The following is a 24,035-nucleotide window of genomic DNA, read 5'->3' on the forward strand; positions in this document are numbered from 1 at the left end:
ATCCATTAACGCTAAAACTTTAATCTTGACCTCACTTTGACTTTATTTCTGCCTGCAAATCTCATTTAATTTTGGCTGAAAACTGGCAATCTCAGCAGCACTGATTGTATCATGATACCGCGAGGAGATTAAAAAATCTTCCCGACAAAGCTGAGAGCGCAATTTTTCATCAATCTCCAGAATCTTGCCTTCGGAAGCAACATTTTTTCGCAACAAAGCTGCGATTTCCCGTTCCAGTTGGCGATTTCCTTGCTCGAAGAAATCTTGAGAGTTAGAACGAAATAAACCGCTATTAACTTGTTGAACTTGGCTGATTGTCAACGATTGAGCCGAGACAGCAGCCGGAAATACAAAAAAGAATACTGCCAGCCACAAGCTAGGAATTATTGGTTTGAGAATGCTGTTCATCACTATCGGGAGGACTTTTTACCTCTATTGGTTTCTCGTCTTCTGACTCGCTGGCTAATTCATCTTCTAGTGCGAGTTTTTGTTGCCACTCGGTAAGCTGTTGAAAAAGTTGCTGGTTAATTTGAAATACAGGTTTGTTAGTTTCAGACATATTGACTCCTGAACGAGATTGAAAGAGTTAGATTTACATAAAAAGGTGCGCGCGGCGCACCCTACTAATATAAATTATAGCTGTGAAACTTTTACCAGGGACATGATGATGCCAATCAATGAACCGCCAAGCAAAGTTAAAGTAGCTAAGGTACTAATACCAAATCCTGCGGCTCGTTTTTCCGCCGCTTGGTAATAACCCCAAGCAAACAAAATGCGTCCAACTATCCAAACTGCACCGATACCGGCTGCCCAAATTGGGCTGACAAATTGCGAAAACAGCCATAGCGAGGGCAAAAATAGAATCATTTGCTCTAGGGTATTTTGCTGAACTCGCACTACTCGTTCAAAGTCCGGGTTTCCTGTCATCTGCGGGGGAGAAACTTTGTATTTGAATCTGGCTCTGCCAACGTTGATGGTAACAACGAAGTATAGAATTAATGCTGAAACAGTTATTAGACTAGGCCAGAGTGTGGCGTTTGCTTCTGCGAGCATGATTGGGGATTATTGGGGTGGACTAGATATATTCATTATACTATTTTTCTTGACGACGATTGTAGACTGCGTGGAATCGCAGACGAGGAATTTGTTAACTTAGGTGCGCTGACAGACAAGCTTCAAGAGCACCAGCAATTTTCCGAAATCCTTCTCGGTTGGGATGAACGCCATCGGGGAGATCGTCAAGGCTGAGGATATTATATAAATCAACAAAATCTATGGGCTTCCCTGCTTGTTGTTTTTCCTTGACTAACTCCTCGCTGTTTTGATTGTATAGTTTAACTCGCTGATTTAAGGTGGGTTCAGACATTGGCGGAATTGCAGCGACAAAGAGTTTAACATTGGGTGCAGTTTCAAAAATGCGATCGATTAATTGGTTGAGGCGATAGCTTGCAGTTTCTACTTGATACCATTGTCCGATATTATTGGTGCCGATGAGGAGCAAAATAATATCGGGTTGGAAGGTTTGCAGCCACTCCACAACCCGATCGCAAATTTGTTCGATCAGCCAACCGGAATGTCCCTCGTGATGCTGAGAGAGTAAGGTATCGGGGCCATTGCTTAGGGAACCGACAAACTCAATAGCATAGCCTCGATTCTCCATTGCAGGCTGTAAATCGATGCGATATCCTCCTGGTACGAAGTATCCATCGGTAATTGAGTCACCTAGGGGCATTATTTTGATGGGACTATTTCCCGGTGAATCAGTGTTGCTGGAGAGGCTTGAAGGATCGGGATTTTGATTTTCCACGACTATGTTTGATAAATAACTAAGTTAACTACGCTTCAGTTTGTAGTGAGGACTTCAGTCCTTTTCCCTTTGTCTGAAGAAGGACTAAAGTCCTCACTACGAACCTGGATGAAGAAGGACTAAAGTCCTCACTACGAACCTGGATGAAGAAGGACTAAAGTCCTCACTACGAACCTGTCAGTGCAGCAATTCTTCTAGTTTTTGCTGGTTCCACAAATACTGATAAAGCCCTGTTTCCTTTACCAATTCTGCGTGAGTGCCGCTTTGCACTATTTCTCCCTTTTCCATGACGAATATGCGATCGGCACTCGCGGCTGCTGACATTTGGTGCGAGATAAAAATTACGGTTTTGCGATCGGTTCCGGTTGCCAAGTTCTGCAAAATATCGGTAGCAGTTTGATTGTCCACGCTGGAAAGAGCGTCATCTAAAATTAGCACGGGAGCGTCAACTAACAAGGCTCTAGCTAGTGCTGTTCGCTGCCTTTGTCCGCCGGATAAGGTAATGCCGCGCTCGCCGACAACTGTTTTGTACTGTTGCGGAAAGTTGAGGATTTCGGGGTGGATTTGTGCCTGTTTGGCGGCTGCTTCAATCTGGGGTTCTTCTGCTAAAGGATTGCCGTAGCGGATGTTATTCTTGATGGTAGTACCGAACAGAAAGCTTTCTTGGGGCACGTAGGCGATCGCCCCGCGCAACTCCCTCAACTTCACCTCGGTAATATCCTGCCCGTCTACAAACAACTCACCCGCATCGATATTCAGCAAGCGCGGCAGGGCATTAGCCAAGGTTGATTTGCCAGAACCGATCGCCCCAACAATCGAGACTGTTTCGCCCGGTTTGATGGTAAAATTGACATCTTTGAGCGCGGGTATCTTAGCGCCTGGATAGGTATAATTCAAATTGCGAGCGACTATTTCACCTTTGACAGGAGTTGGCAAGTCCGCTGCATCGGGAGCATCCTTAATTTGCGGTTCCACAGTCAAAATTGATTCTATGCGATCGACACTGACTTCTCCGCGCTGGTAAGCAGTAATGGTGAAACCCAACAGCGCCGTCGGAAATACCAAACGCTCGACATAAATCAGCAATGCCACAAAATCGCCGATGCTAATTTCGCCCTTAGCAATTGCTCCGCCACCTGCTGAAAGTAGTACCAACAAACTGATGCTGGCTAAACCGCCCAGTAGTGGAAAAATAAAGTTTCTAGTTTGGGCTAATGTCAAATTTGCTGATAGCAACTTGGCGTTACAATCGCGAAAAGCTCGACGTTCGTTTTCTTCTTGAGCATAGATTTTAATTACGGACATTCCGCTCATATCCTCTTGAATTAAATCGCTCATCGCCGATAGTTCTTCTTGGACTGCTAGTTGCTGGATGCGAAGTTTGTCGCTAAATAACTGTACCAAAACTAGCATTAATGGATAAACTGCGATCGCCAACAGCGTCAGCCGTACATTAATCCCCAGCATCACCGGCAAAGTCAAAGCATAAGCAAAGGCTGTATTCGCCAAACTCAGCACTGCAAAACCCACCAAGCGGCGAATATTGTCCAAGTCGGAAGTAGCGCGATTAATTAAATCCCCTACAGTATTGGCAGCAAAATAAGACGGTTCTAATGTTAATAAATGATTAAATATTTGCTGTTTGAGGTCAAATTCTACTTGACGCCCGACGCCAAACAGCAGAATCCGCGATGCCATCCGAATTCCCCACATGATTGAAGCTAGTACGAGAATCAGTATCACGTAGTTGAAAACTTGGTCAAATTTAGTCGCCACTTGGAGTGTGTCAACTGCATTCCGAATCAGTAGGGGAATGTAAACGCCCACAGCATTGACAATTAATAAGGAAAAAACGCCCCAGAATGTCGGTTTCCAGTGCGGGCGCATATAAGAAATGAGTTTTTGCAGTCGAGAATAACGAGCCATAGGTATAACAGTTGACAGTTGACAGTTGACAGTTGACAGTTAGTACCGAATTTAACCGTTGATGCGTATAGCAGTTGACAGTTGACAGTTGACAGGGGGCACTCCAATATCCGATCGGGCGATATGTCACAAACCACATTATATCTATGAGGACACGGCAGTGCCGTGTCCCTACAGCGGGTATGTAGGGACACGGCAGTGACGTGTCCTGGGCCACCGTTGGGGCCCGCCCTTTTCCCCAAATCCGCCCCCGCCAGCCCCACACTTCTGAGGGACACGCTACAATCTAAAGTCGATCGACTTAGCACTCAGAGTCAGAGAGTGCTAAATTTGCTAATGTAAGCGCAAGGAGACAAACATGACCAAAATAGTTGCATTTAGCGACAAATCTCGGCGGGCACTGGAACGCGGCGTCAATCAACTCGCCGATGCAGTCCGCATTACCTTGGGCCCCAAAGGCCGGAATGTCCTACTCGAAAAGAAATTCGGCACTCCCCAAATCGTTAACGACGGTATCACCGTTGCTAGGGAAATCGAACTCGAAGATCCTCTAGAAAATGCTGGCGCTCGCTTAATTCAAGAAGTCGCCTCCAAAACTAAAGATATCGCAGGCGACGGCACCACCACCGCTACCGTGATTGCCCAATCCCTCATTCGCGAAGGTTTGAAGAATGTCGCAGCAGGCGCCAATCCAGTCGCACTGCGCCGCGGGATTGAAAAAACGATCGCCCATTTAGTCCTAGAAATCGCTAAATTAGCGAAACCAGTCGAAGGATCTGCCATTGCTCAGGTCGCCACTGTCTCCGCCGGTAACGACGAAGAAGTCGGCGACATGATTGCTCAAGCAATGGAAAAAGTCACCAAAGATGGCGTCATTACTGTTGAAGAGTCGAAATCTCTGTTGACAGAATTGGAAGTTGTCGAAGGGATGCAGTACGATCGCGGATATCTTTCCCCGTATTTCGTCACCAACAACGATCGCATGGAAGTTGAGTACGAAAACGCTCGCATCCTGATTACCGACAAAAAAATTAACTCCATTCAAGAACTAATTCCGCTTCTTGAAAAAGTTGCCCGCACCGGTTCACCGCTGATCATTATCGCCGAAGATATTGAAGGTGAAGCTTTGGCAACTTTGGTCATCAACAAAGCACGCGGTGTATTGAATATCGCAGCTACCAAATCTCCTGGTTTTGGCGAGCGACGCAAAGCCATGCTACAAGATATCGCCGTTCTGACCGGCGGTCAACTGATTTCTGAAGAAGTCGGACTCAGCATTGATACCGCAACACTAGAAATGCTCGGTACCGCCCGCAAAATTACGATCGACAAAGAAAACACCATCATTGTCGCTGGCGACGAACACAAAGCAGACGTGTTATCACGGATCGAGCAAATCCGCAAGCAGCTAGCAGCGACGGATTCTGACTACGATAAGGAAAAATTAACCGAACGCATTGCCAAACTTGCTGGCGGTATTGCTGTAATTAAAGTAGGCGCAGCTACCGAAACCGAACTCAAGGATCGCAAACTCCGCATTGAAGACGCCCTCAACGCTACTAAAGCTGCTGTGGAAGAAGGTATCGTCGCTGGAGGCGGTACGACGCTGATTCACCTGATTACAAAAATTGATGCCATCAGAAGCACTTTAGACGCTGAAGAGCAAATTGGCGCTGATTTGGTTGCAAAAGCTTTGGAAGCACCTTTGCGTCAAATCGCTGATAATGCCGGTGTTGAAGGTTCGATCGCGATCGAGCGAGTGCGGGCTAGCGAGCTGAACATTGGCTACAACGCTCTCACCGACGTTTACGAAGATATGATTGCCGCTGGAATTATCGATCCGGCTAAGGTAGTGCGATCGGCTTTACAAAATGCCGGTTCCATTGCTGGCATGGTTTTGACCACTGAAGCTGTAATTGTCGAAAAACCCGAGAAGAAAAAAGCTGGTGGCGACATGGGCGACATGGGCGGCATGGGCGGCATGGGCGGCATGGGCGGCATGGGCGGCATGGGCGGCATGGGCGGCATGGGCGGCATGGGCGGCATGGGCATGATGTAGTCATTAGTCATCAGTCATTAGTGCGAACGTCCCCCCCCCGAGCGAACGGGGAGCATCTGGGTTTTGCATTTGTAGTGCTGTCCCGCTCGCGTGCTTTATAAAGCACGCGAGCGGGGACAGCACTGAAAGAAAAAATGCTTTTTGCAAAAATGAGATGCTCCCGAGCGAACGTTATTAGTCATCAGTCATCAGTTAGCAGCTAAAAACTGCCTGGTGACTGCTGGCTTTTGATCCCAAAAATGTCTCTAGCGTCTTTCGGGTGCGCACTGCCCACCTGAAGCTATTAAAGATTTTTCCAAGCAAACGCCTCTTTCCCCATCTCCCCCTCTCCCCCTCTCCCTCTCTCCCCCTCTCCCCATCTCCCCCTCTCCCCATCTCCCTCTCCCCCTCCCTCTTCTCCTTTTGTATCCGATGCGTCTTGTTGAAAAAAAGAGCAGATGCTCTAATTAAGTTATATTCCAAAACATACTATTTCCTGAAATTTTTTGTATTATAGGGAACGGGCCGAAAATTGTACCGGGAACGCCAGCAGTAAAGTGCGAAAAAATATTTGAGTGAGTTAAACTAACTTTAGGAAAAATTTAAAGCTTAACTTGCAAGTGATCAAAAAATACCCATGCAGGAAGTTATCAACTCGTTACAGTCTTTTTTCTCTGACTCTGTTGATGCTTTCCTAGAGTGCGATCGACAGCAAAAGTACATATCGATTAATCCTGTAGCTGCTGCTTGGATGGGATTGGATCCGGCTGAAGCAGTCAACAAAACGAATCGGGAATTGTTGAAATTATATCCCAATAATACAGCTCTAAAAAATATAATCTCTCAGATTGATTCCTGCCTGCAACAAGTATTTATCACAGGGGAAAAAAAGCTGGCAATTCACGAGGTGACGGCGGCAGATGGCGGGATTAAAATTTACGAAACGGCTTACACGCCAGCGCTGGATGTCGCTAACAATCAGATGCGGGTGTTGGGTGTCGGTAGAGATATAACCAGGCACTACCGCTGGCAGCAGCAGAAAACTCAACAGTTGCGTCGCTCGAATCATTTACTGTGGTTGAATGCAGCTAACAGTCCCCTGGCAATGGTAGGCTGGGATGAGAATTTTCGGATCGTTCAGTGGTCGAAACGTGCTGAAGAAATATTTGGCTGGACTTCCGATGATATGCTGGGCAAGCATTTCGGCGATTTGGATTTGGTTTGCGAGGACGATCGAGAGGCTGTAAGTGCGATCGAACTCGAACTAGCCTCCGGTAACGGCAATACTTCAATCAATCAAAATAAAACCAAATGCGGACAAGTTATTTGGTGTCGTTGGTTCAACTCGATTATTCGCAGCGGCGACACTTTTACAGTGCTTTCTTTGGTGGAAGATATCACGGATCGCAAACGGCTGGAAGCAGAAAAAGCCCAAGCTTCTCGCCTCACAGCAATGGTAGCCGATGTCGGTATTGCCCTCACCAAACACCCTCAAGATATCCTGCTTCCCTGTTGCGAGGCAATGGTACGAAATCTCGATGTCGCCTCTGCTGAAATTTGGACTTTTAACTCTCAATACAATATTTGCGAGTTGCAAGCAACCTCTGGAATCTACAGCCGCACAGACGAGGTTGCTAGATTTATTCAAAATAAGGTTAACTCGATCGCCGAACAGCAAAAACCACTATTTGACTGCCGATTTGAACTGAATCATTTGGGGCTAGAGGAGCAAGAATGCGGGGAAGCCACGCCAGCACACAGTTCGCAATTAGCAATTATCGACAGCAGTCACAATCGGGGAAATTGCCAAATCCCCAAGCAAATTCTTACCTTCGCCGGCTATCCTTTAATTGTCGAAGAAAGGCTAGTGGGAGTCATGGTAATTGTCAGCCACCAGTCGCTGACAGTACCCTTTGAAGAAACTTTAGGATCCGTTGCCGATGTCATCGCTTTAGGCATCGAACGCAAGCGTGCAGAAGCTGAATTAAAATCAGCTAGAGGGTTCCTCAATTCCGTAGTAGAAAATCTGCCGTTGGGAGTTTTTGCTAAAGATGCTTCTTCGCTAAAATTCGTGCTGTGGAATAAGGCGGGGGAAACGATCGCAGGTGTGACATCTCAAGAGGCGATCGGCAAAAATGACTACGATATTTACCCGAAAGAGCAAGCTGACGTTTTTACCGCTCAAGACAGGGAAATATTGACCAGCCATCACAACCAATCTCTGGTTAAAGAAATAGCCGAAGAGCCGATCCAAACTCGCCACAAAGGTATGAGAATACTGCACACCCGCAAAGTGCCAATTCTCGACGCTCAGGGCGAGCCTCAGTACGTTTTGGGGATTACAGAAGATATCACCGAACGCAGGCAGGTAGACGAAAGCGTGCGCCTCTACGACCAAATTGTCGAGAATATGCAAATTGGTTTGTACGTCTACCATTTGGAAAATATAGACGATGATAGCACCTTGAGGGCGATCGCCTCGAATCCCGCTGCTACGCGGTTTACCGGGCTAGAAATGGCCGACGTTTTGGGCATGACAATCGACGAGATTTTTCCGCATTTGCGATCGAAAAACATTCCCCAAGCATTTGCTGAAGTAATTCGCAACCAAAAAGCTGTAGAAGTTGAAGATATTGACAGCGACGAATCGGGAAAAATAACTCGTGCTTTTTCTATTAAAGCTTTTCCGTTACCTAACAACTCCGTAGGCGTGGCATTTGAAAACATTACAGATCGCAAGTGCCTGGAAGTAGAACTGCAAGTAGCATTGGCACAAACCGAACGTTCGGAACAACTTCTGCGGACGGTAATCGACAAAACCAGTGACTGGATTTTTGCCAAGAATAAACAATTTCGCTACATTTTGGCCAACAACAGTTTAGCCGAAGCGATCGGTAAAACAGTCGAAGAAATAATTGGCAAATCAGATTTAGAATTAGGATTCTCAGAAGAGCTAGTATTTGGAAATTCCGCACAAAATATCCGAGGATTTCGCACAGACGACTCTGCTGTACTGGCAGGCGAAATCATCCACAATCCCTGCGATGCCGCAACAGTTGCTGATGGTTCAATACATATTTTAGATACCAAAAAAGTCCCTCTGCGCGATACTGAAGGTAATATATTTGCAGTGCTAGGTTTTACTAACGATATTACAAAACGCCATGAATCGGAAGCAGCTTTGCGTAGGAGTGAAGCCAGATTTAGGTCTTTGGTTGCTAATATTCCCGGGGTGGTTTATCGCTGGCAGTGCGATTTTTCAACAAGTTTTATTAGCGAGGCAATTTACTTAATAGCGGGCTACCCGGCTGGGGATTTTATTTCGCGTTTGGACAGCAAAGGCAGAACTTTTGCTAGCATTATTTACCCCGAAGATTTGGCAAAAGTAGAAGCAACTATTCGGCAAGGAATAGAAAATAAACAGTCTTATAATTTAGAATACCGCTTGCTAGCAGCAGACAGCACCGTTAAATGGGTGTGGGATAAAGGTTCTCCAGTGTTCGACGCCGATGGGAGCGTTTCCTGTTTGGATGGGGTAATTTTGGATATTAGCGATCGCTACTACGCCCAAGAAGCATTGCGCCAAAAAACTTCTGAGTTGGAATCTGTTTTTCTAGCATTGCCGGATCTGTATTTCCGCCTCAATGCTGACGGCATTATTTTGGATTATTTGTCAGGAAATTCAGGGGATTTGTACCTGAATTCCGACTCTTTTCTTGGCAAACAAGTGACCGATATATTGCCAACAACCGCCGCTAGCCAGCTAGAACAGGCTCTACTGGAAGTTGCCAAAAATAGAACTCCAGTTAGTCTAGAGTATTCCCTATCCATGCCGTCTGGGGAAGAAACCTATGAAGCGAGATTGCTACCTTTTAACTCGAATCAGGCAATAGTTATCGCCCGCAATATTACCAAGCGCAAACAAGCCGAATCAGAATTAAAAGATAAAAATCGCGAACTAGAGCAAACCTTGGAACAATTAGGCCGGACTCAAGCTCAATTAATTCAAGCAGAAAAGATGTCGAGTTTGGGACAGCTAGTAGCCGGAATTGCTCACGAAATCAATAATCCTGTTAGTTTTATTTACGGCAATATTATTCACGCTAACGAGTATGCAAAAAATTTGCTGCAACTGTGTAGTTTGTATCAAAAAAATTACCCGCAACCAGTGACGGAAATCGCGAATTTTGCTCAAGAAATAGAAGTAGAATTTATGCAAGAGGATTTCCCGAACCTGCTGAATTCAATTGAAAATGGAGCCGATCGCATTCGCGAAATTGTTCTGTCTTTGCGAAATTTTTCCCGGCTGGAAGAATCTGATATTAAGCGTGTTGATATTCACGAAGGAATTGACAGCGCGCTGTTAATTTTGCAACACAAAATCAAAGAAAATGGTAAAAATCGCCAGATTGAAATAGTCAAAGAATATGGAATACTGCCACCGATACAGTGCTATGTCGGACAGTTAAATCAAGTGTTTATGAATATACTAAGTAATGCAATTGATGCTTTGGCAAATGTTAGAAATAGAAAATTGGAATTCGCGAGTGCAACGGATGGGGAACGGCAAAATTTTCCTACTTTACCTTTGGCTTGTGACGCATTTCCTTTGATTCGGATTCGCACGGAGGTGTTGGATAACAATCGAGTGGCGATCGCAATTTCGGATAACGGGTCGGGAATGGCAGAGTCTGTTAAATCTCGGATATTTGACCCGTTTTTTACTACTAAACCCGTCGGTAAAGGTACTGGTTTGGGACTGTCCATCTCCTATCAGATTGTGGTGGAAAGACACAGGGGCAAGCTGGACTGTATTTCCGCGCCCGGTGGTGGCACTGAATTTGCGATCGAGATTCCTATTAAGCAAAGGTAATTGGTAATTGGTAATTGGTAATTGGTAATTGGTAATTGGTAATTGGTAATTGGTAATTGGTAATTGGTAATTGGTAATTGGTAATTGGTAATTGCGAATATATCCGTAGGGGCGAAGCATGACCGCAATCAATATGAGATGATAACTAATAACTTATATGCGGTCATGCTTCGCCCTCTTCCTCTTCCAAAACCAGATGCACCCGTGATTGGTGATTGGTGATTGGTGATTGGTGATTGGTTATTTAATATAGCGGAGGCAAAACAACAGATTTATTATAAAACATTTATTTGGCTGCGATAATTATACAAAAAAAACTGGTTTTCGATACCTCCCTAATAAGTCACATTCAAACTTATTCATGCCAGATTTAATTGGTAATTATCCAAAAAAAATGATAACCTAATTAAAGATACTAAAAGTAAGGAATATCAACATGGTATACAAAAGCATACATACTTCTAGTGCCGTCACCAAACCAATTAAAGATGATGATGATTCCTACGTTGACTATTTTTATGACGATCCGGGAGCGCTACCGGGAACTCTCGATTTAGAACCCGATGCGCCACCTCCTGAGATTGTATTAATTGACTATTGCGAGACAGGAGCTACCCGAGTCCAATTGGCAAATCCTAGAGAAGCTGCTGCCTATTTAGATACAGAATCTGTTTCTTGGGTGGATATGTTGGGATTGGGAAACAAAGAAACCTGGAGACAAATGGGCGAAGTATTTAATTTGCACGTTATGGCTCAGGAAGATGTAGTTAATGTTCCTCAACGACCGAAAGTTGTAGACTATGAAGAACACCTTTTAATCATTGCTTGGATGGTGATGATTAAACCAAATTCAGATAATTTTCATAAAGAACAAGTAAGTTTTATTTTGGGCAAGCATTACCTACTAACTGTTCAAGAAGAACCGGATTATGATTGTTTTGACCCGGTGCGAGTTCGCATTCGCAAAGGACAAGGAACTATTCGCAAGCACAAAGCAGATTATCTGGCTTATACTCTCCTAGATTCGATTATAGATGGATTTTTTCCTGTATTAGAAGTTTACGGAGAGCGGATTGAAGAGTTAGAGGATGAAGTGGTGGTGCGCCCAACGCGAAAAACTCTTGAAAAAATTTATAAAATCCGGCGAGAATTGCTGACGCTGCGCCGCGCCATTTGGCCGCAGCGGGATGCAATTAATGTTTTGATTCGCGATAGCAGCGATTTGATTAGTCCTGAGGTGCGAATTTATCTGCGCGATTGTTACGATCACACGGTGCAGGTGATGGATATGGTGGAAACTTATCGGGAGTTGTCTTCGGGTTTGATGGACGTTTACTTGTCTTCAGTGGGGAATAAAATGAATGAAATCATGAAATTGCTGACGGTGATTTCGAGTATCTTTATTCCTCTTACTTTTGTGGCGGGAGTATACGGGATGAATTTCAATACAGAGAAATCACCGTTGAATATGCCGGAACTGAATTGGTATTTTGGCTATCCACTTTGTTGGGGGCTGATGCTAGCGATCGCCTCTACTTTAGTTTACTTCTTTTGGCGGCGCGGATGGTTTGAGAATTTTTCTACTCTTAAGGATGACTGAACCCAGGAATTCGATAGAATGCGATCGCCACCCAGGACATTTTTCGGGAGAGGGTGTTGATATGTTTGTTAGCTCTGATTTATTTTAATGGGAGATGCTTCGGTTCAGGTACAATAAATCTGGGGAAAAAGTAGGCGCAGGCGGTTGCGGATTAGCGAAAGCTAGTCTGAGGAAAGTCCGGGCTCCCGAAAAACCAAACTTGCTGGGTAACGCCCAGTGCGAGCGATCGTGAGGATAGTGCCACAGAAAGATACCGCCCCCCATTTAGAGATTGGAGATTGGAGATTGGAGATTGCATCAAAAATCGATCGTCAAAAATCGCAAAGTGTTAGGGGTAAGGGTGCAAAGGTGCGGTAAGAGCGCACCAGCAGCATCGAGAGGTGCTGGCTAGGTAAACCCCGGTTGGGAGCAAGGTCGGAGGGACTATGGTTGGTTTTTTACCGGTTCCGTTCTTTGGTACCGCTTGAGGCGTCTGGTAACAGGCGTCCCAGATAGATAACTGCCCTCGAAAACTGCTTGCAGTTGAGAGAACAGAACCCGGCTTATGTCCGACTTTTTCCCCTCCAATTTTTCGGTAAGGTTCGCCCATCAGCACCCGCACAAATATTTGGGTAACGGAACATTTGGTTTTGTAATGACAAGCTTTTTTCTTAAAATGAATTTGATATTCTTTTCAACAATTCATGCTACTTTATACAAGCTCTAAACCTGGATAGTCATCAGCAAAGGAAATTCGCAATTATAATAAAATCCTAAATGCCCAATCCCCAATCCCCAATCCCCAATCCTAAATCCCCAATCCTAGGGTGCATCTGGTTTTTCAAGAGGGCGAAGCATGACCGCATATAAATTATTAGTTATAATCTCATATTTACTGCGGTCATGCTTCGCCCCTACAAACATATTTGCAAAACCCAGATGCACCCCAATCCCCAATCCCCAATCCCCAATCCCCAATCCTAAATCCTAAATCTAAAATCTAAAATCTAAAATCTAAAATCTAAAATCGTATGATTTATCCAGGTCGCCAAAAGCAACTTGAAATATTAATTGAAAAATTGGGGCTACCGAAGGATGCTTCGATCAAATGGCATCTTGTAGATTTAGCTTTGACTCATGCTAGTGCGTCTGCTAAGGCAAATTACGAGCAATTAGAGTTTGTCGGCGATGCTGTGGTGCGGCTGGCGGCTTCGGAATTGTTGTTTGAAATTTATCCTGACTGTGCGGTGGGGGAATTTGCTGCTATTCGATCGATCTTGGTGAGCGATCGCATCCTTGCTAAAATCGCTGACAGTTACGGGTTCGATCGCTATTTAATCGTTTCCAGCAGCGCCGCCTCGGACAAAACAGGCGCAGTGCCCAGGCTGGCGGATTCTTTGGAAGCCTTGCTGGCCGCCCTTTATTTGAGTGCCCAGACGTTAGAATTAATTCGCCCTTGGCTAGATCCTCACTTTCAGCGCCTAGCGGCGGAAATTCGCAGCGATCCGGCCCGCCAAAACTACAAAGCTGCCCTCCAGGAGTTGACTCAAGGCAAATATAAAACTTTGCCCAAATATAGCGTGCGAGAAACCGGGACAGTACAGGGCGGCGAGGATCGTTTTACCGCCGAGGTTCACATTCAGGGAGAGTTGGTAGCAGAGGGAAAAGGTCGATCGATCAAAGCCGCAGAACAAGCAGCGGCTCAGGCAGCTTTCAATAAATTAGTCAGTAGTGAGTTGACAGTTGACAGTTGACAGTTGACAGTTGTAATTGGGGATTGGGGATTGGTAATTGGTAATTGGTAATTGGTAATTGGTAATTGGTAATTGGTAATTGGTAATTGGTAATTGGTAATTGGGGATTGGGTGCAGCGGCTTGTGCAAGCAAATATGTTTGTAGGGGCGATCGCATGACCTCCGTCAATATGAGATTATAACTAATAAATTATATGCGGTCATGCTTCACCCTCTTCAAAAACCAGATGCACCCTTGGGGATTGGGGATTGGAATTGGCATTTTTTAGGATTCAAAGAGATCCAATTATTACCAATAATGCTATAATTGGCGTGCGATTTTTGAAATTATTATCAATGAAAATCGGAATAGCTGTATTGGGTGCCGGACGCTGGGGAGTTAACCTAATTCGCAACTTTCTCGAACATCCCAACAGCGAAGTTTTAGCGGTGGTAGACCCGAATCGAGATTCATTGGTGGCTGTCCAAAAACAGTTTCATCTGCATCCCTCGGTGATTCTAGCTACCGATTGGTCACAAATAGAAGCATTGCCGGGACTAGATGCTGTGGCGATCGCCACTCCAGCCTCCACACACTACACCCTCGCAACCGCCACGCTGCAACAAGGCTACCACGTCTTAGTAGAAAAACCCCTCGCCCTCAACCTCAGTGAAGCAATAGAACTCTGTAAATTAGCCCAAAAACAGCAGCGACAACTCTTCGTCGATCACACTTATCTGTTTCATCCCGCAGTCGATCGCGGCCAAACGATTATTCAGCAGCATCAACTCGGAACCTTGCGCTACGGTTACGCCCAGCGCACCCATTTTGAACCCGTGCGGCATGATGTTGATGCCCTTTGGGATTTGGCCGTTCACGATATCGCTATTTTCAATACTTGGCTGGAACAAACCCCTATTCAAGTCAGGGCGACTGGTACTGTATTTCCGAAGTCAGAAGTCAAAAGTCAGGGGGAAGAAGCAATAAATCAAGCAGAAGGATTAGCAGATTTAGTTTGGGTAACGCTGACTTATCCCGACGGATTTCAAGCATTCATTCACCTGTGCTGGCTAAATCCCGACAAACAGCGGCGCTTAACAGTTGTTGGCAGTTTGGGAACTTTGATTTTTGATGAAATGTCGCCGGAAACTCCTCTAATTTTGCAGCGTGGTGGTTCAAATCGGGGGGGCGATGAGGATAATTTTGGCGAAAGTGCGTTAGCGAAGCCCGCCCCTACGGGGGCTACGCCAACGAAGAGGATCGGGACACCACCCACAAATCTCAGGTACCGGGAAGTGTTAAATTTAGAACCAGCAGAGCCACTGCGGCGAGTGTGCGATCGTTTCCTCAACTGCGTGCAAACAAATACCCCTTGTCCTAGCTCTTCCGGTGCGGCTTCCGTCGAATTAATCCGCATTCTCAGCACTTTGAGCAAATCCCTCGAACTTGGCGGACAACCCCTGATACCATTTTAGATTAAGAAAATCCGATCGTGTCCGTTGGAACGATCGCCCTAAAATTGGTTTCTAGTGAGTAATACCCATTTGAAGAATTAATGCAACAATATTCGTAGGGTGTGTCGCCATTCATAGTACCGAAAAAAAACAGAAAATTGAGCGAGCGACGCACCAGCCACAATATTTGAGTAAACCAACTTAACTAAGAGTATTGTAGCAAGGTTTTTTTATTGGTATAACTTATTCCTCATAAAAATCTCATAACTAACATCCTCACTGCGAACCTTTGATTAAGGATAATTAACCAGACATATAGCCTTTCGATCTCCCATATGAGGTACGACTGGGAATAGGGCATAGGGCATGGGGCATGGGGCAAACAGGTCATGGGGCATAGGGCATAGATGGGTAATAGGGCATAGGGCATTGGGCATAGGATAATGGGTAATAGGGCATAGGGCATAGGATAATGGGCATAGGATAATGGGTAATAGTTAGTGGTTACTTGTTAGTCATTTTTCTAATAACCAATTCCCTGCGCGGGCCTTCTTCCCAATTCCCAATGCCCCATGACCTGTTTGGCCCATGCCCTATGCCCCATGCCCTATGCCCCATGCCCAATTCCCAATTCCCAATTCCCAATTCCCAATCTATTGGAGAACTGCTATATCAGTCATAACTTTTGAAATTTCCCTTTTCCTTTACCAAGTCCGGGCTGTGAAAATAAAAACTTGACTGCTGATTGACAGGCAAAGAAATCATCACCGCAGTACCTTGATCCACACCCGCGCTGTGCAGGGTAATGCTTCCGATCATAGATTCCATGATCCTTCGGGAGATAGCCAAGCCCAAACCGTTACCGCCAAACTTGCGAGTTGTAGAACCATCCGCCATCACAAAAGGTTGAAACAATTTCTGCTGCTGCTCGGGATCTATACCAACTCCGGTATCTTTAATTGTCACCACAACCCAATCGCTTTGGGTGTTGTTGGCGATCCTCTCCGAGGGCTGCGCTAACGCATTTTCCGGCACACTCCCGTTAAAACTACCAGAATTAGTCCTGGCTTCTAACCGCACAGATATACTAATGCTGCCCGACTCTGTAAACTTAACGGCATTGCTCAACACGTTTAAAAATACCTGTTTTAGCTTCTCCGGATCCGCATGAACAATAATCGGATCGTGAGCAGGTGGCAAGTTTAATTTTAAACCTTTTTCCTCAATTTGAGCCGCTTGCAAATCAATCGCGTCTTCAAGTACCTGAGTAATATCAACTACTTCTAACATCAGGGAGAAAGTGCCGGATTCTATTTTAGCAATGTCCAAAATATCATTAATAATATTGAGCAATTGCATTGAAGAGTCATGGGCGCGCTGCAAGAACTCCATCTCTTCATCTCGGTCATCGCAGTAGCCGTCACGCACAATTTGAATAAAACCAATAATTCCGTTGAGTGGCGTTCTCAATTCGTGAGAAATATTTCCCAAAAATTCATTTTTTAACTGATTGGCAACTTGCGCTTCCTTGGTTGCGATTTCCAATTCTCCTGCCCAGGTTCTGAGGCGCTGCACCATGCTGTTGAGAGCTTCTGATAGTTGATTAAATTCTCTAATTTGAAAATTTTCCGGCACTGCTAGGGGCGCTTCTGCTGTATCCACTGTCTGCGCGTAGTCTCTCAGTTTTTCCAAAGGACGCGCTAAGTCGCGAGACAGATATAAAGTCGCGATGATACTAGCAGCAACCAAACCCACAATTAAATTAAATAAAACTTGCTGAATTTCTTCCAAACCTGACAGAGCATAATCTAAACGAGAGACAGCTAAAATAATCCACTTGCTGTTCTCCTTTCTAGTTGAAGGACTCGGGATAGCAGCGTATCCTGCTAGCAACTCTACGCCATTTCTTTCAAAGGAAAATAGGTGGAGAAAAGCCTGTCCGCCAGCCATCGCCCTTCTGAGAATACTTTTTAGTCGATCGGCATCTGCCTCAGCATCGATATTGCGGCCCACGCGGTTGATATTCGGATGCGCCAAAATCGTCCCATCTTGGTCTATAGCCACCGTATAGCCAGCTAGAGAACCCTTGGGAGCACTGGTTTGCACCGGCAGGGCCGACTGCAAACTCAAAGCATAACTCAACTGCCGGGTGTTGCCCCGACGAGTGTAAACTGGAGCGCTCAACACCAAACTAACTTGGCTGTCGCGAGCTTCTTTACTCGCATCTGGAAAATCCTCAGCACCCGAAGCCACCTTCTTGCTGCTGGCTTTTCCCTGTCGCTGGAGAGGCCACGACAGACTGATGTAAACGCTCTTGTCATCCAGCAGAGTTTGCTGCTGCTGCACAGGCGGCCAAAACTTGGCAGGTAGCGACTGAATCGGCTGCTGCCCGCAAGTGCTCGCTATCACTTGATTTGTCTGTACATTAGTCAATTGCAAGCAATCAACCTGGGCTGGCAACCGCTGCCCTAATTGCGCGATAAACTTTTGATAATCCTTCGGCTCTACAGACTGCAACATTGAGTTTTCCGAAGCGCCGATCAGATTGGACTTCAGCGATTTCGACCACTGTTCAATAGTTTCTGCTTTTCTGACCGCACTTTCTGTCAAGTTTAGACGAGCAGTTTCCAGAAGCGTCGAGCGTGCCTTGCGATAGGTAACATACTCCCCCACCAGTAGAACAGGTACGCTGAGCAACAAAATCCGCGACAGTAAAATACGGCGAAAGGAGGATTGACCTAACTTAACCATAGGACATATCAAAATTAAGGTGCAACACCAACAGCGACCATAGTGCAATCAACCAGACGGAAAGCGCGAATCGGTCTAGGGTGCCCTGCTGACCAGACAACACAGCTTCAAAACAACATTTAAACACAATTATAGAAGCCACTGTAGTAATCTCGATTCTAAGTGTGCAACACAAAACTTACTCAAATCAAGCATTTGGCTTAAATTGACGTTTGCTTCCTGCTTCAAGCAAGGATGACGGCATCTTGTTGTTCGCAGGCCTTAATTGGGCGCTTGCCTCAGGTACAATGCTCTGGCGGGCATTTTCCAGAATTATTGCTGCATTTAGATTGCAATTGAGGGAAACACCACATCGATCGCAGCTATATACAGGTTCCTTGAGAGGCATTTGCTGAATATTGCCACAGCAAGAACAGGTTTTAGACGAAGGAGACCACCTGTCAACCAGTTCTACCTTGGTTCCCCAAAATGCCACTTTGTAGGTCAAAATTCTGCGGAATTCATCAATACCTAAGCTCTCCAGGTCGATCGCTAATTTTTGATTAGCGATCGTGCCAGAGATATTGAGGTCTTCAATCCGAATCTGGTAGTATTTTCGGCTGATAATATCAGTTGTTATTTTTTTTTGCCCCAAAATTCGTCTGAGGTTAGCAATATCTGCGGGTTTTATTGGTAATTTTTGGTAGTATTTCCAGCCATTGTTAGATGCTCTAATTGTTTGAGTACGGTTCCCTGATTTCTGGTTGCGGTTGTACCACCGATTCTTGATCGACTTGATTTTTGATATTTTCAGGATTTGTGGTGCGATCGTGAATAAGCCATCTGACAACGTGGCAAAGCATTTGACACCTAAGTCAACACCAACAGTCTGAACTTGATGCACTCTGTGTAAATTTTTGTCATCAACAGGCAGATTCCAGGAGACCAACCCTTTGTCTGCTGCCCTAGAGATAGTGAATGTTTTGCTATAACTCACAAATGCTATTGGTTGCTTGAGTCTGAATTTTTCCAAACCAGGGATTGTGCTTTGCTTCCTCTTGAGTCGGACTTGGCGATTAGTAAATGGCATCATTGCTTCACCCTTTGCAGGATATACTCCTGATTTGTTTTTGCTGGTGAAACTATCACCTTTCTTTTTAAATTTGAATCGAGTCAAGCCTGATTTACCTAGTCGCCACCCTTGGATAGCTTTACCTAAATTATTCAGTGCTGATGGATAGATAGCTAATGGATAGCCTTTTATCCAAGCATACTCAGGCTTGATTTTTACCTGATTGGTAAAGACTTTCTGAATATCAGCTAATTGTTGAGAATCACTGGCTTTGATTTCTTCAAATTGCCATGACTGGGTTAGTATGGATAATCGCAAGTTATAAACAAGCCTCGCCAAACTTGCACAGCCATCTAGCAAAGAGCGTTCTTTATTATTCAGTTTTAGCTCTTGTTTCAGACTGTACATTGTTTTACCCTATTTGCAGGTATATCTGCAAATATATCAACAGCTAATAGAAAATGTCAATGACTTTCAAAAGGCACAATAGATTAGGTTTCCTCCCACACAATGAAGAACCATTTGATAAAATTCCACTACAAGCCAATGTAAAAGTAGGTGTGAGATCGAAAATAAAGGCGAGAGGGGATTGGCACAACCGTCTGAGACAAAAATTGGATGAATGGCTGCAATAATGGGAGCGAGATACGGAGATTTGAGGGATTTAGGCAGAAATTTTGCACGTCTGGTGACCAGTCTTTACTTAAAGATGCTCAGCAATTTGTTGGGCAAATGGCTGTGATTTGAATCACACTTCCATTTTCAATTCTCGGCTCGATTTGCAGCCGATCGCCCAGGGGTAAAATCTTTCAGGCTGACAGACGGCAGTGGGTTGAAGGTAGAATGGCATAGATGCACGGTTGCGACCGAAGGTAAGAGGCAAAAACTTGTGTCTCGGGCTAGCGATCGAGAGAGACTTCTGGCTCGATCGCACTTTGGGTCGCGAATGCCTTCGAGGGATACCCCATCAAATGGGCGATGCGAGATTTTGCACCCTGGGAAAGATTTTTTGTGACATAGGATTGATGCGGTAACAATAATTTACCTGTCAAACAATGAGACGATCGAGTCGCCGATCGACTCTCACAACCGTAATTCTGACGAACATTAGCCCAAACAGTGCATCCACGCCACGTCAATTTGCGACCTCGACAATAGTCTCATAGAGCGATGAAAAAAAACTCCACCAATTATACGTATTATTACACAAACAACCGTCCCAGATATCATCACGCTTATTTGGTATCTCCCCTTCTAGAAATGCTGGCGACACTTCAGGATGCCAGCCCGACAAAACTCCGAGTTTTGGATCTCGGCTGTGGCAATGGCAGCCTCAGTCACGTCATCGCAGAGTACGGCTGCGAAGTTGTCGGCGTTGACACTTCTGCACCCGGAATTGCCATCTCCCGTCAAAGTTTCCCAGAGTGTCAGTTTATCCAAGCAGATATTTATGAACTCCCCGATACCGATATGCTGAACTCATTTGATGTTGTCTTAGCCATTGAAGTAATCGAACACTTACTTTATCCGAAAGAACTGGCTAAAAATGCCAAATTATGTCTAAAGCCGGGAGGGATGCTAATTATTTCCACACCCTATCACGGCTATTTAAAAAACCTGATATTAGCTATTTCCGGCAAGTTAGAAAAACATTTTACCGTGCTTTGGGACAACGGACACATTAAATTCTTTTCAGTAAAGACCCTGACTAAATTATTGACTACAGAAGGATATACCGACATTAATTTTAAATTTGCTGGTCGGTGTCCCTATCTTTGGAAATCAATGCTATGTTCTAGTAAATTCAAAGAAAAATCTGAAAATTTATAAACTTTTATTGTTTTTAGTGGCGCTCAGTCAGCCGAATTAATTTCCTTAATTGACAATCAGCCATCAGTCCAAGTAAAAGATAAATTTCAGATTCAAAAATAAAATGACTGTTGGCGTTTGGCGATCGAAAGGCTATGGCGGTTCTCGAAAAAGTAAAGTATGCCCACGGAAGCCACTCCAGGCCTATGCCTTATGTACCTCATCTTTTTGAGAAAGGCTATATTGTCGGGTCGGGGGTGCAAGTTCGATCGCGCTCGATCGGGCGAAAATGCCTGAAAAGACCAATGACCAATGACCCATGACCCATGACCAATGACCCATTAATCGCCTTTGCAATTCTTATTTTTTCCCTGACTTTTCCCTCAACATTCCACAGCGTTTCCACAGGCAAGTCTGAGGTTTTCCACAGATTTAAAAAAGTTTTCCACAGAAATTAACGGCACGGTCGGATCTTGCTGCGGAATTGGGGATTTCGTTAACCTCTTGCCAAATCCCTGATATAAACCTCTCATATGTAAACTTATGTAACAAAAAAGCCTCAAAAGGCTTATTTTTGCGTAAATCTTTTTTTTACATAAAGGAGTTTGTAATATTTTGCAACATTGACAAACCCACCTATTGATACGCACAATGATGCGACCGACCTAAAAAAAGCGCTCTGATTTCGGCTGTGCCTGTACCTGTATCCGGCCGAAAAGGGGGTTCTATTTTCAATTTATTAGCGAGACTAAAAAATGATGAACCCAACAGTCAGTATTTTTGCCGAAATTCCCGAAACGCTGCACGATTCTCTCAAAATTTACCTGGAAACTCATCCCGAATGGGATCTCGATCGAGTATTCTCCGCCTCCCTGTCGCTGTTTTTGTTGCAGAATGCCGATAGCGGTACGCCGGAAGCTTCCCGCAGCTACCGCCAAGCTGCCAGGGTTTATCTGGAAACTCTGTTTCAATCGCCTCAAGACTTGCACAGCAATAATGTAAGTCCTTTTTAGTTAAAGAGAGGGAGAGGGGGAGAGGGGGAGAGGGGAAGATTAATCGACAATTTTTGAGAAAAATGCTTTAGAAATACGGGAGAATTTACCGATTTTCAATTCCCGATTCCCAATTCCCAATTCCCGATTCGCGATTCCCAATTCCCGATTCCCGATTCCCGATTCCCGATTCCCGATTCCCAATTCCCAATTCCCAATTCCCAATTCCCGATTCTCAATTCCCAATTCCCAATTCGTTAATCTGCAAGCGGTTTTGCGGTATGCCCAGCAAAGAGCACAAGCCGTGCAAACCCATGTAACATAAAGATTGCGATATTTTTATATATGTAACATGGAAGTTTTAGATACCTTGATTGTGGGTGCGGGGATTAGCGGTTTGAGTTTGGCGCACGCACTTCAAAAGGAAGCGAGGAGTGCATCGCCTCGGGCGATTTTGGTGGCTGAGAGTCAGGGACGTGTGGGCGGAAATATCACGACTGCGACAGGGGAGGGGTTTCTCTGGGAGGAGGGCCCGAATAGTTTTTCGCCGACGCCGGAGTTGCTGAAGTTGGCTGTGGATGTCGGTTTGAAGCAGGAGTTGATTTTTGCCGATCGCAAATTGCCTCGTTTTGTTTATTGGGAAAAGAAGCTGCAACCGGTGCCGATGACTCCTGGGGCGATGATTCAGTCTCAGTTGCTGAGTTTTCCGGGGAAACTGCGGGCGCTGTTCGGGGCTTTGGGGTTTGTGGGGCCGGCAATGGGTTCTCAACTTTCGCAGCAGGGTGATGAGGAAACTGTTTCTCAATTTTTCCGCCGTCATCTGGGAAAGGAAGTGATGCAGCGCTTGGTGGAACCTTTTGTGTCTGGGGTTTATGCGGGGGATCCCCAACAACTTAGCGCGGCGGCTGCTTTTGGCCGGGTAACAAAGATGGCTGATGCGGGTGGCGGGCTGGTGGCGGGGGCGCTGCTTTCTGCTAGGAAAAGACCCCCCCAACCCCCCCTTACCAAGGGGGGGCTAAAGACTGTTGCAGACCCGAATATTCCGAAGACTAAGCCGGGGGAGTTGGGCTCGTTTAAAGGGGGGTTGAAGGCTCTGCCAGAGGCGATCGCTGCGAACTTGGGCGATCGACTGAAACTCAACTGGCACCTGACTCGACTCGATCGCACGGAACGCGACACTTACATAGCTGTATTTTCTACGCCCGACGGACAGCAGGAAGTTGAGGCCCGAACCGTAGTTTTGACAACACCGGCCTATGTTACAGCGGAGTTGTTGGAGCCTCTGCAACCTTCCGTTAGCAGCGCTTTACAAGCTTTTACTTATCCTACGGTTGCCTCCGTTGTATTGGCATATCCGATGTCGGATCTCAAGGGTAAATTAGTGGGATTTGGAAATTTAATTCCGAGGGGGCAGGGAATTCGCACTCTGGGGACGATTTGGACATCGAGTTTATTTGCCGATCGCGCCCCTGCGGGCTGGCAAACTCTCACCAGTTATATCGGCGGGGCTACTGATTCGGGAATTGGCAATCTTGACGCCGAACAAATTGTTGGGGAGGTGCACCGAGATTTGTCTCAGATTTTGCTGAAGCCGGAGGCGGCGCAGCCGAAAGTGTTGACTGTGAAAATTTGGAAGCGGGCGATTCCTCAGTACAATTTGGGTCATTTCGATCGCCTGGAACAGATCAATCGGGGCTTAAAATCTTTGCCGGGGCTGTATTTGTGCACCAACTACTTTGGCGGTGTGGCTTTGGGAGATTGCGTGCGGAGAGGTTTTGAGCGGGCTCAAGAAGTGGACGAGTATTTGAACGGATAGTATCGATAGTTTTGAGTTGCTCCGGGTGAGCCACAAGCACTCGATCTAGCGCGTGGGAAGGGTTGGCTTACAAATATCTGGATGTCAATCGAAGATATTGGTTAACCAACCGCTCGTAAAAACCTGGACAAAGCTACCCAAAAGTAGTCAATGTTAGACATCTACGTTAGTAATTTTAGTCCACAGTCCTAAAACTACAGGAATA

General features: G+C 45.4%; 18 protein-coding genes and 1 other RNA gene. 9 read left to right on the top strand and 10 right to left on the bottom strand.

All coding sequences use genetic code 11. The features are described from left to right. Nucleotides 1-42 precede the first annotated feature (42 nt). From JGK07_RS19475 to JGK07_RS19495, 5 genes are all read right to left on the bottom strand, one after another. Nucleotides 43-408 (bottom strand): hypothetical protein, encoded by a 366-nt coding sequence (locus tag JGK07_RS19475; RefSeq protein WP_293204828.1) that lies wholly within the window; start codon nucleotides 406-408, stop codon nucleotides 43-45. Further along, on the bottom strand, nucleotides 377-559 hold the full coding sequence (locus JGK07_RS19480; RefSeq protein WP_293204826.1) for a hypothetical protein: 183 nt from the start codon (nucleotides 557-559) through the stop codon (nucleotides 377-379). The genes JGK07_RS19475 and JGK07_RS19480 overlap by 32 nt, the downstream gene beginning before the upstream one ends. 74 nt (nucleotides 560-633) lie before the next feature. Continuing rightward, a complete protein-coding gene (locus tag JGK07_RS19485; RefSeq protein WP_293177912.1) occupies nucleotides 634-1,053 on the bottom strand; it encodes an MAPEG family protein in 420 nt (139 codons plus the stop codon). 94 nt (nucleotides 1,054-1,147) lie between these two features. Next, complete coding sequence (locus JGK07_RS19490; RefSeq protein ID WP_293196543.1) at nucleotides 1,148-1,807, bottom strand: SGNH/GDSL hydrolase family protein; 660 nt, start codon at nucleotides 1,805-1,807, stop codon at nucleotides 1,148-1,150. A gap of 177 nt (nucleotides 1,808-1,984) precedes the next feature. Then, nucleotides 1,985-3,733 carry an ABC transporter ATP-binding protein gene (locus JGK07_RS19495; RefSeq protein ID WP_293177918.1) on the bottom strand — a complete coding sequence of 583 codons (1,749 nt, stop codon included), beginning with the start codon at nucleotides 3,731-3,733 and terminating at the stop codon, nucleotides 1,985-1,987. 358 nt (nucleotides 3,734-4,091) lie between these two features. Between JGK07_RS19495 and groL the strand changes: the two genes are divergently transcribed. From groL to rnc, 5 genes are all read left to right on the top strand, one after another. Next, entirely contained in the window at nucleotides 4,092-5,792 is a 1,701-nt protein-coding gene (gene groL, locus JGK07_RS19500; protein ID WP_293152181.1) for a chaperonin GroEL, read from the top strand. 616 nt (nucleotides 5,793-6,408) lie between these two features. Continuing rightward, nucleotides 6,409-10,644: a PAS domain-containing protein gene (locus tag JGK07_RS19505; RefSeq protein WP_293177921.1), complete on the top strand. Its 4,236-nt coding sequence runs from the start codon at nucleotides 6,409-6,411 to the stop codon at nucleotides 10,642-10,644. 436 nt (nucleotides 10,645-11,080) lie between these two features. Continuing rightward, nucleotides 11,081-12,244, top strand: a complete 1,164-nt coding sequence (corA, locus tag JGK07_RS19510; protein WP_293177927.1) for a magnesium/cobalt transporter CorA — start codon at nucleotides 11,081-11,083, stop codon at nucleotides 12,242-12,244. 126 nt (nucleotides 12,245-12,370) lie between these two features. After that, nucleotides 12,371-12,805: RNase P RNA component class A (gene rnpB, locus JGK07_RS19515), an RNA gene on the top strand. Between the two features lie 449 nt (nucleotides 12,806-13,254). After that, entirely contained in the window at nucleotides 13,255-13,977 is a 723-nt protein-coding gene (gene rnc / locus JGK07_RS19520) for a ribonuclease III (RefSeq protein ID WP_293224077.1), read from the top strand. On the opposite strand, the gene JGK07_RS19525 is transcribed toward rnc, so the two are convergent. Further along, nucleotides 13,949-14,134: a hypothetical protein gene (locus JGK07_RS19525; RefSeq protein WP_293196537.1), complete on the bottom strand. Its 186-nt coding sequence runs from the start codon at nucleotides 14,132-14,134 to the stop codon at nucleotides 13,949-13,951. The genes rnc and JGK07_RS19525 overlap by 29 nt on opposite strands. 179 nt (nucleotides 14,135-14,313) lie before the next feature. On the opposite strand from JGK07_RS19525, the gene JGK07_RS19530 reads away from it, so the two are divergent. After that, complete coding sequence (locus tag JGK07_RS19530) at nucleotides 14,314-15,432, top strand: Gfo/Idh/MocA family oxidoreductase (protein ID WP_293196535.1); 1,119 nt, start codon at nucleotides 14,314-14,316, stop codon at nucleotides 15,430-15,432. 651 nt (nucleotides 15,433-16,083) lie between these two features. Here the strand turns inward: JGK07_RS19530 and JGK07_RS19535 are convergent. The 3 genes from JGK07_RS19535 to JGK07_RS19545 all read right to left on the bottom strand — a co-directional run bounded on the left by JGK07_RS19535 (nucleotide 16,084) and on the right by JGK07_RS19545 (nucleotide 20,352). After that, complete coding sequence (locus JGK07_RS19535) at nucleotides 16,084-18,162, bottom strand: ATP-binding protein (protein WP_293224075.1); 2,079 nt, start codon at nucleotides 18,160-18,162, stop codon at nucleotides 16,084-16,086. Nucleotides 18,163-18,349: 187 nt separating this feature from the next. Then, nucleotides 18,350-19,621, bottom strand: coding sequence for a transposase (locus tag JGK07_RS19540; protein WP_293224073.1), 1,272 nt, complete (start codon nucleotides 19,619-19,621; stop codon nucleotides 18,350-18,352). 491 nt (nucleotides 19,622-20,112) lie between these two features. Then, nucleotides 20,113-20,352, bottom strand: a complete 240-nt coding sequence (locus tag JGK07_RS19545) for a hypothetical protein (protein ID WP_293177946.1) — start codon at nucleotides 20,350-20,352, stop codon at nucleotides 20,113-20,115. Between the two features lie 31 nt (nucleotides 20,353-20,383). Between JGK07_RS19545 and JGK07_RS19550 the strand changes: the two genes are divergently transcribed. Further along, nucleotides 20,384-21,043 carry a class I SAM-dependent methyltransferase gene (locus JGK07_RS19550; protein ID WP_293216777.1) on the top strand — a complete coding sequence of 220 codons (660 nt, stop codon included), beginning with the start codon at nucleotides 20,384-20,386 and terminating at the stop codon, nucleotides 21,041-21,043. Nucleotides 21,044-21,780: 737 nt separating this feature from the next. Further along, complete coding sequence (locus JGK07_RS19555; protein ID WP_293152247.1) at nucleotides 21,781-22,035, top strand: DUF2811 domain-containing protein; 255 nt, start codon at nucleotides 21,781-21,783, stop codon at nucleotides 22,033-22,035. 39 nt (nucleotides 22,036-22,074) lie between these two features. Here JGK07_RS19555 and JGK07_RS19560 read toward each other — a convergent pair whose 3' ends face one another. Next, complete coding sequence (locus JGK07_RS19560; protein WP_293224044.1) at nucleotides 22,075-22,260, bottom strand: hypothetical protein; 186 nt, start codon at nucleotides 22,258-22,260, stop codon at nucleotides 22,075-22,077. Nucleotides 22,261-22,366: 106 nt separating this feature from the next. On the opposite strand from JGK07_RS19560, the gene hemG reads away from it, so the two are divergent. Beyond that, nucleotides 22,367-23,830 (top strand): protoporphyrinogen oxidase, encoded by a 1,464-nt coding sequence (gene hemG, locus JGK07_RS19565; protein WP_293224042.1) that lies wholly within the window; start codon nucleotides 22,367-22,369, stop codon nucleotides 23,828-23,830. Nucleotides 23,831-24,035: the final 205 nt, after the last annotated feature.

The sequence above is a fragment of the Microcoleus sp. PH2017_24_DOB_U_A genome (assembly GCF_020738205.1).
Taxonomy (GTDB): Bacteria; Cyanobacteriota; Cyanobacteriia; order Cyanobacteriales; family Microcoleaceae; genus Microcoleus.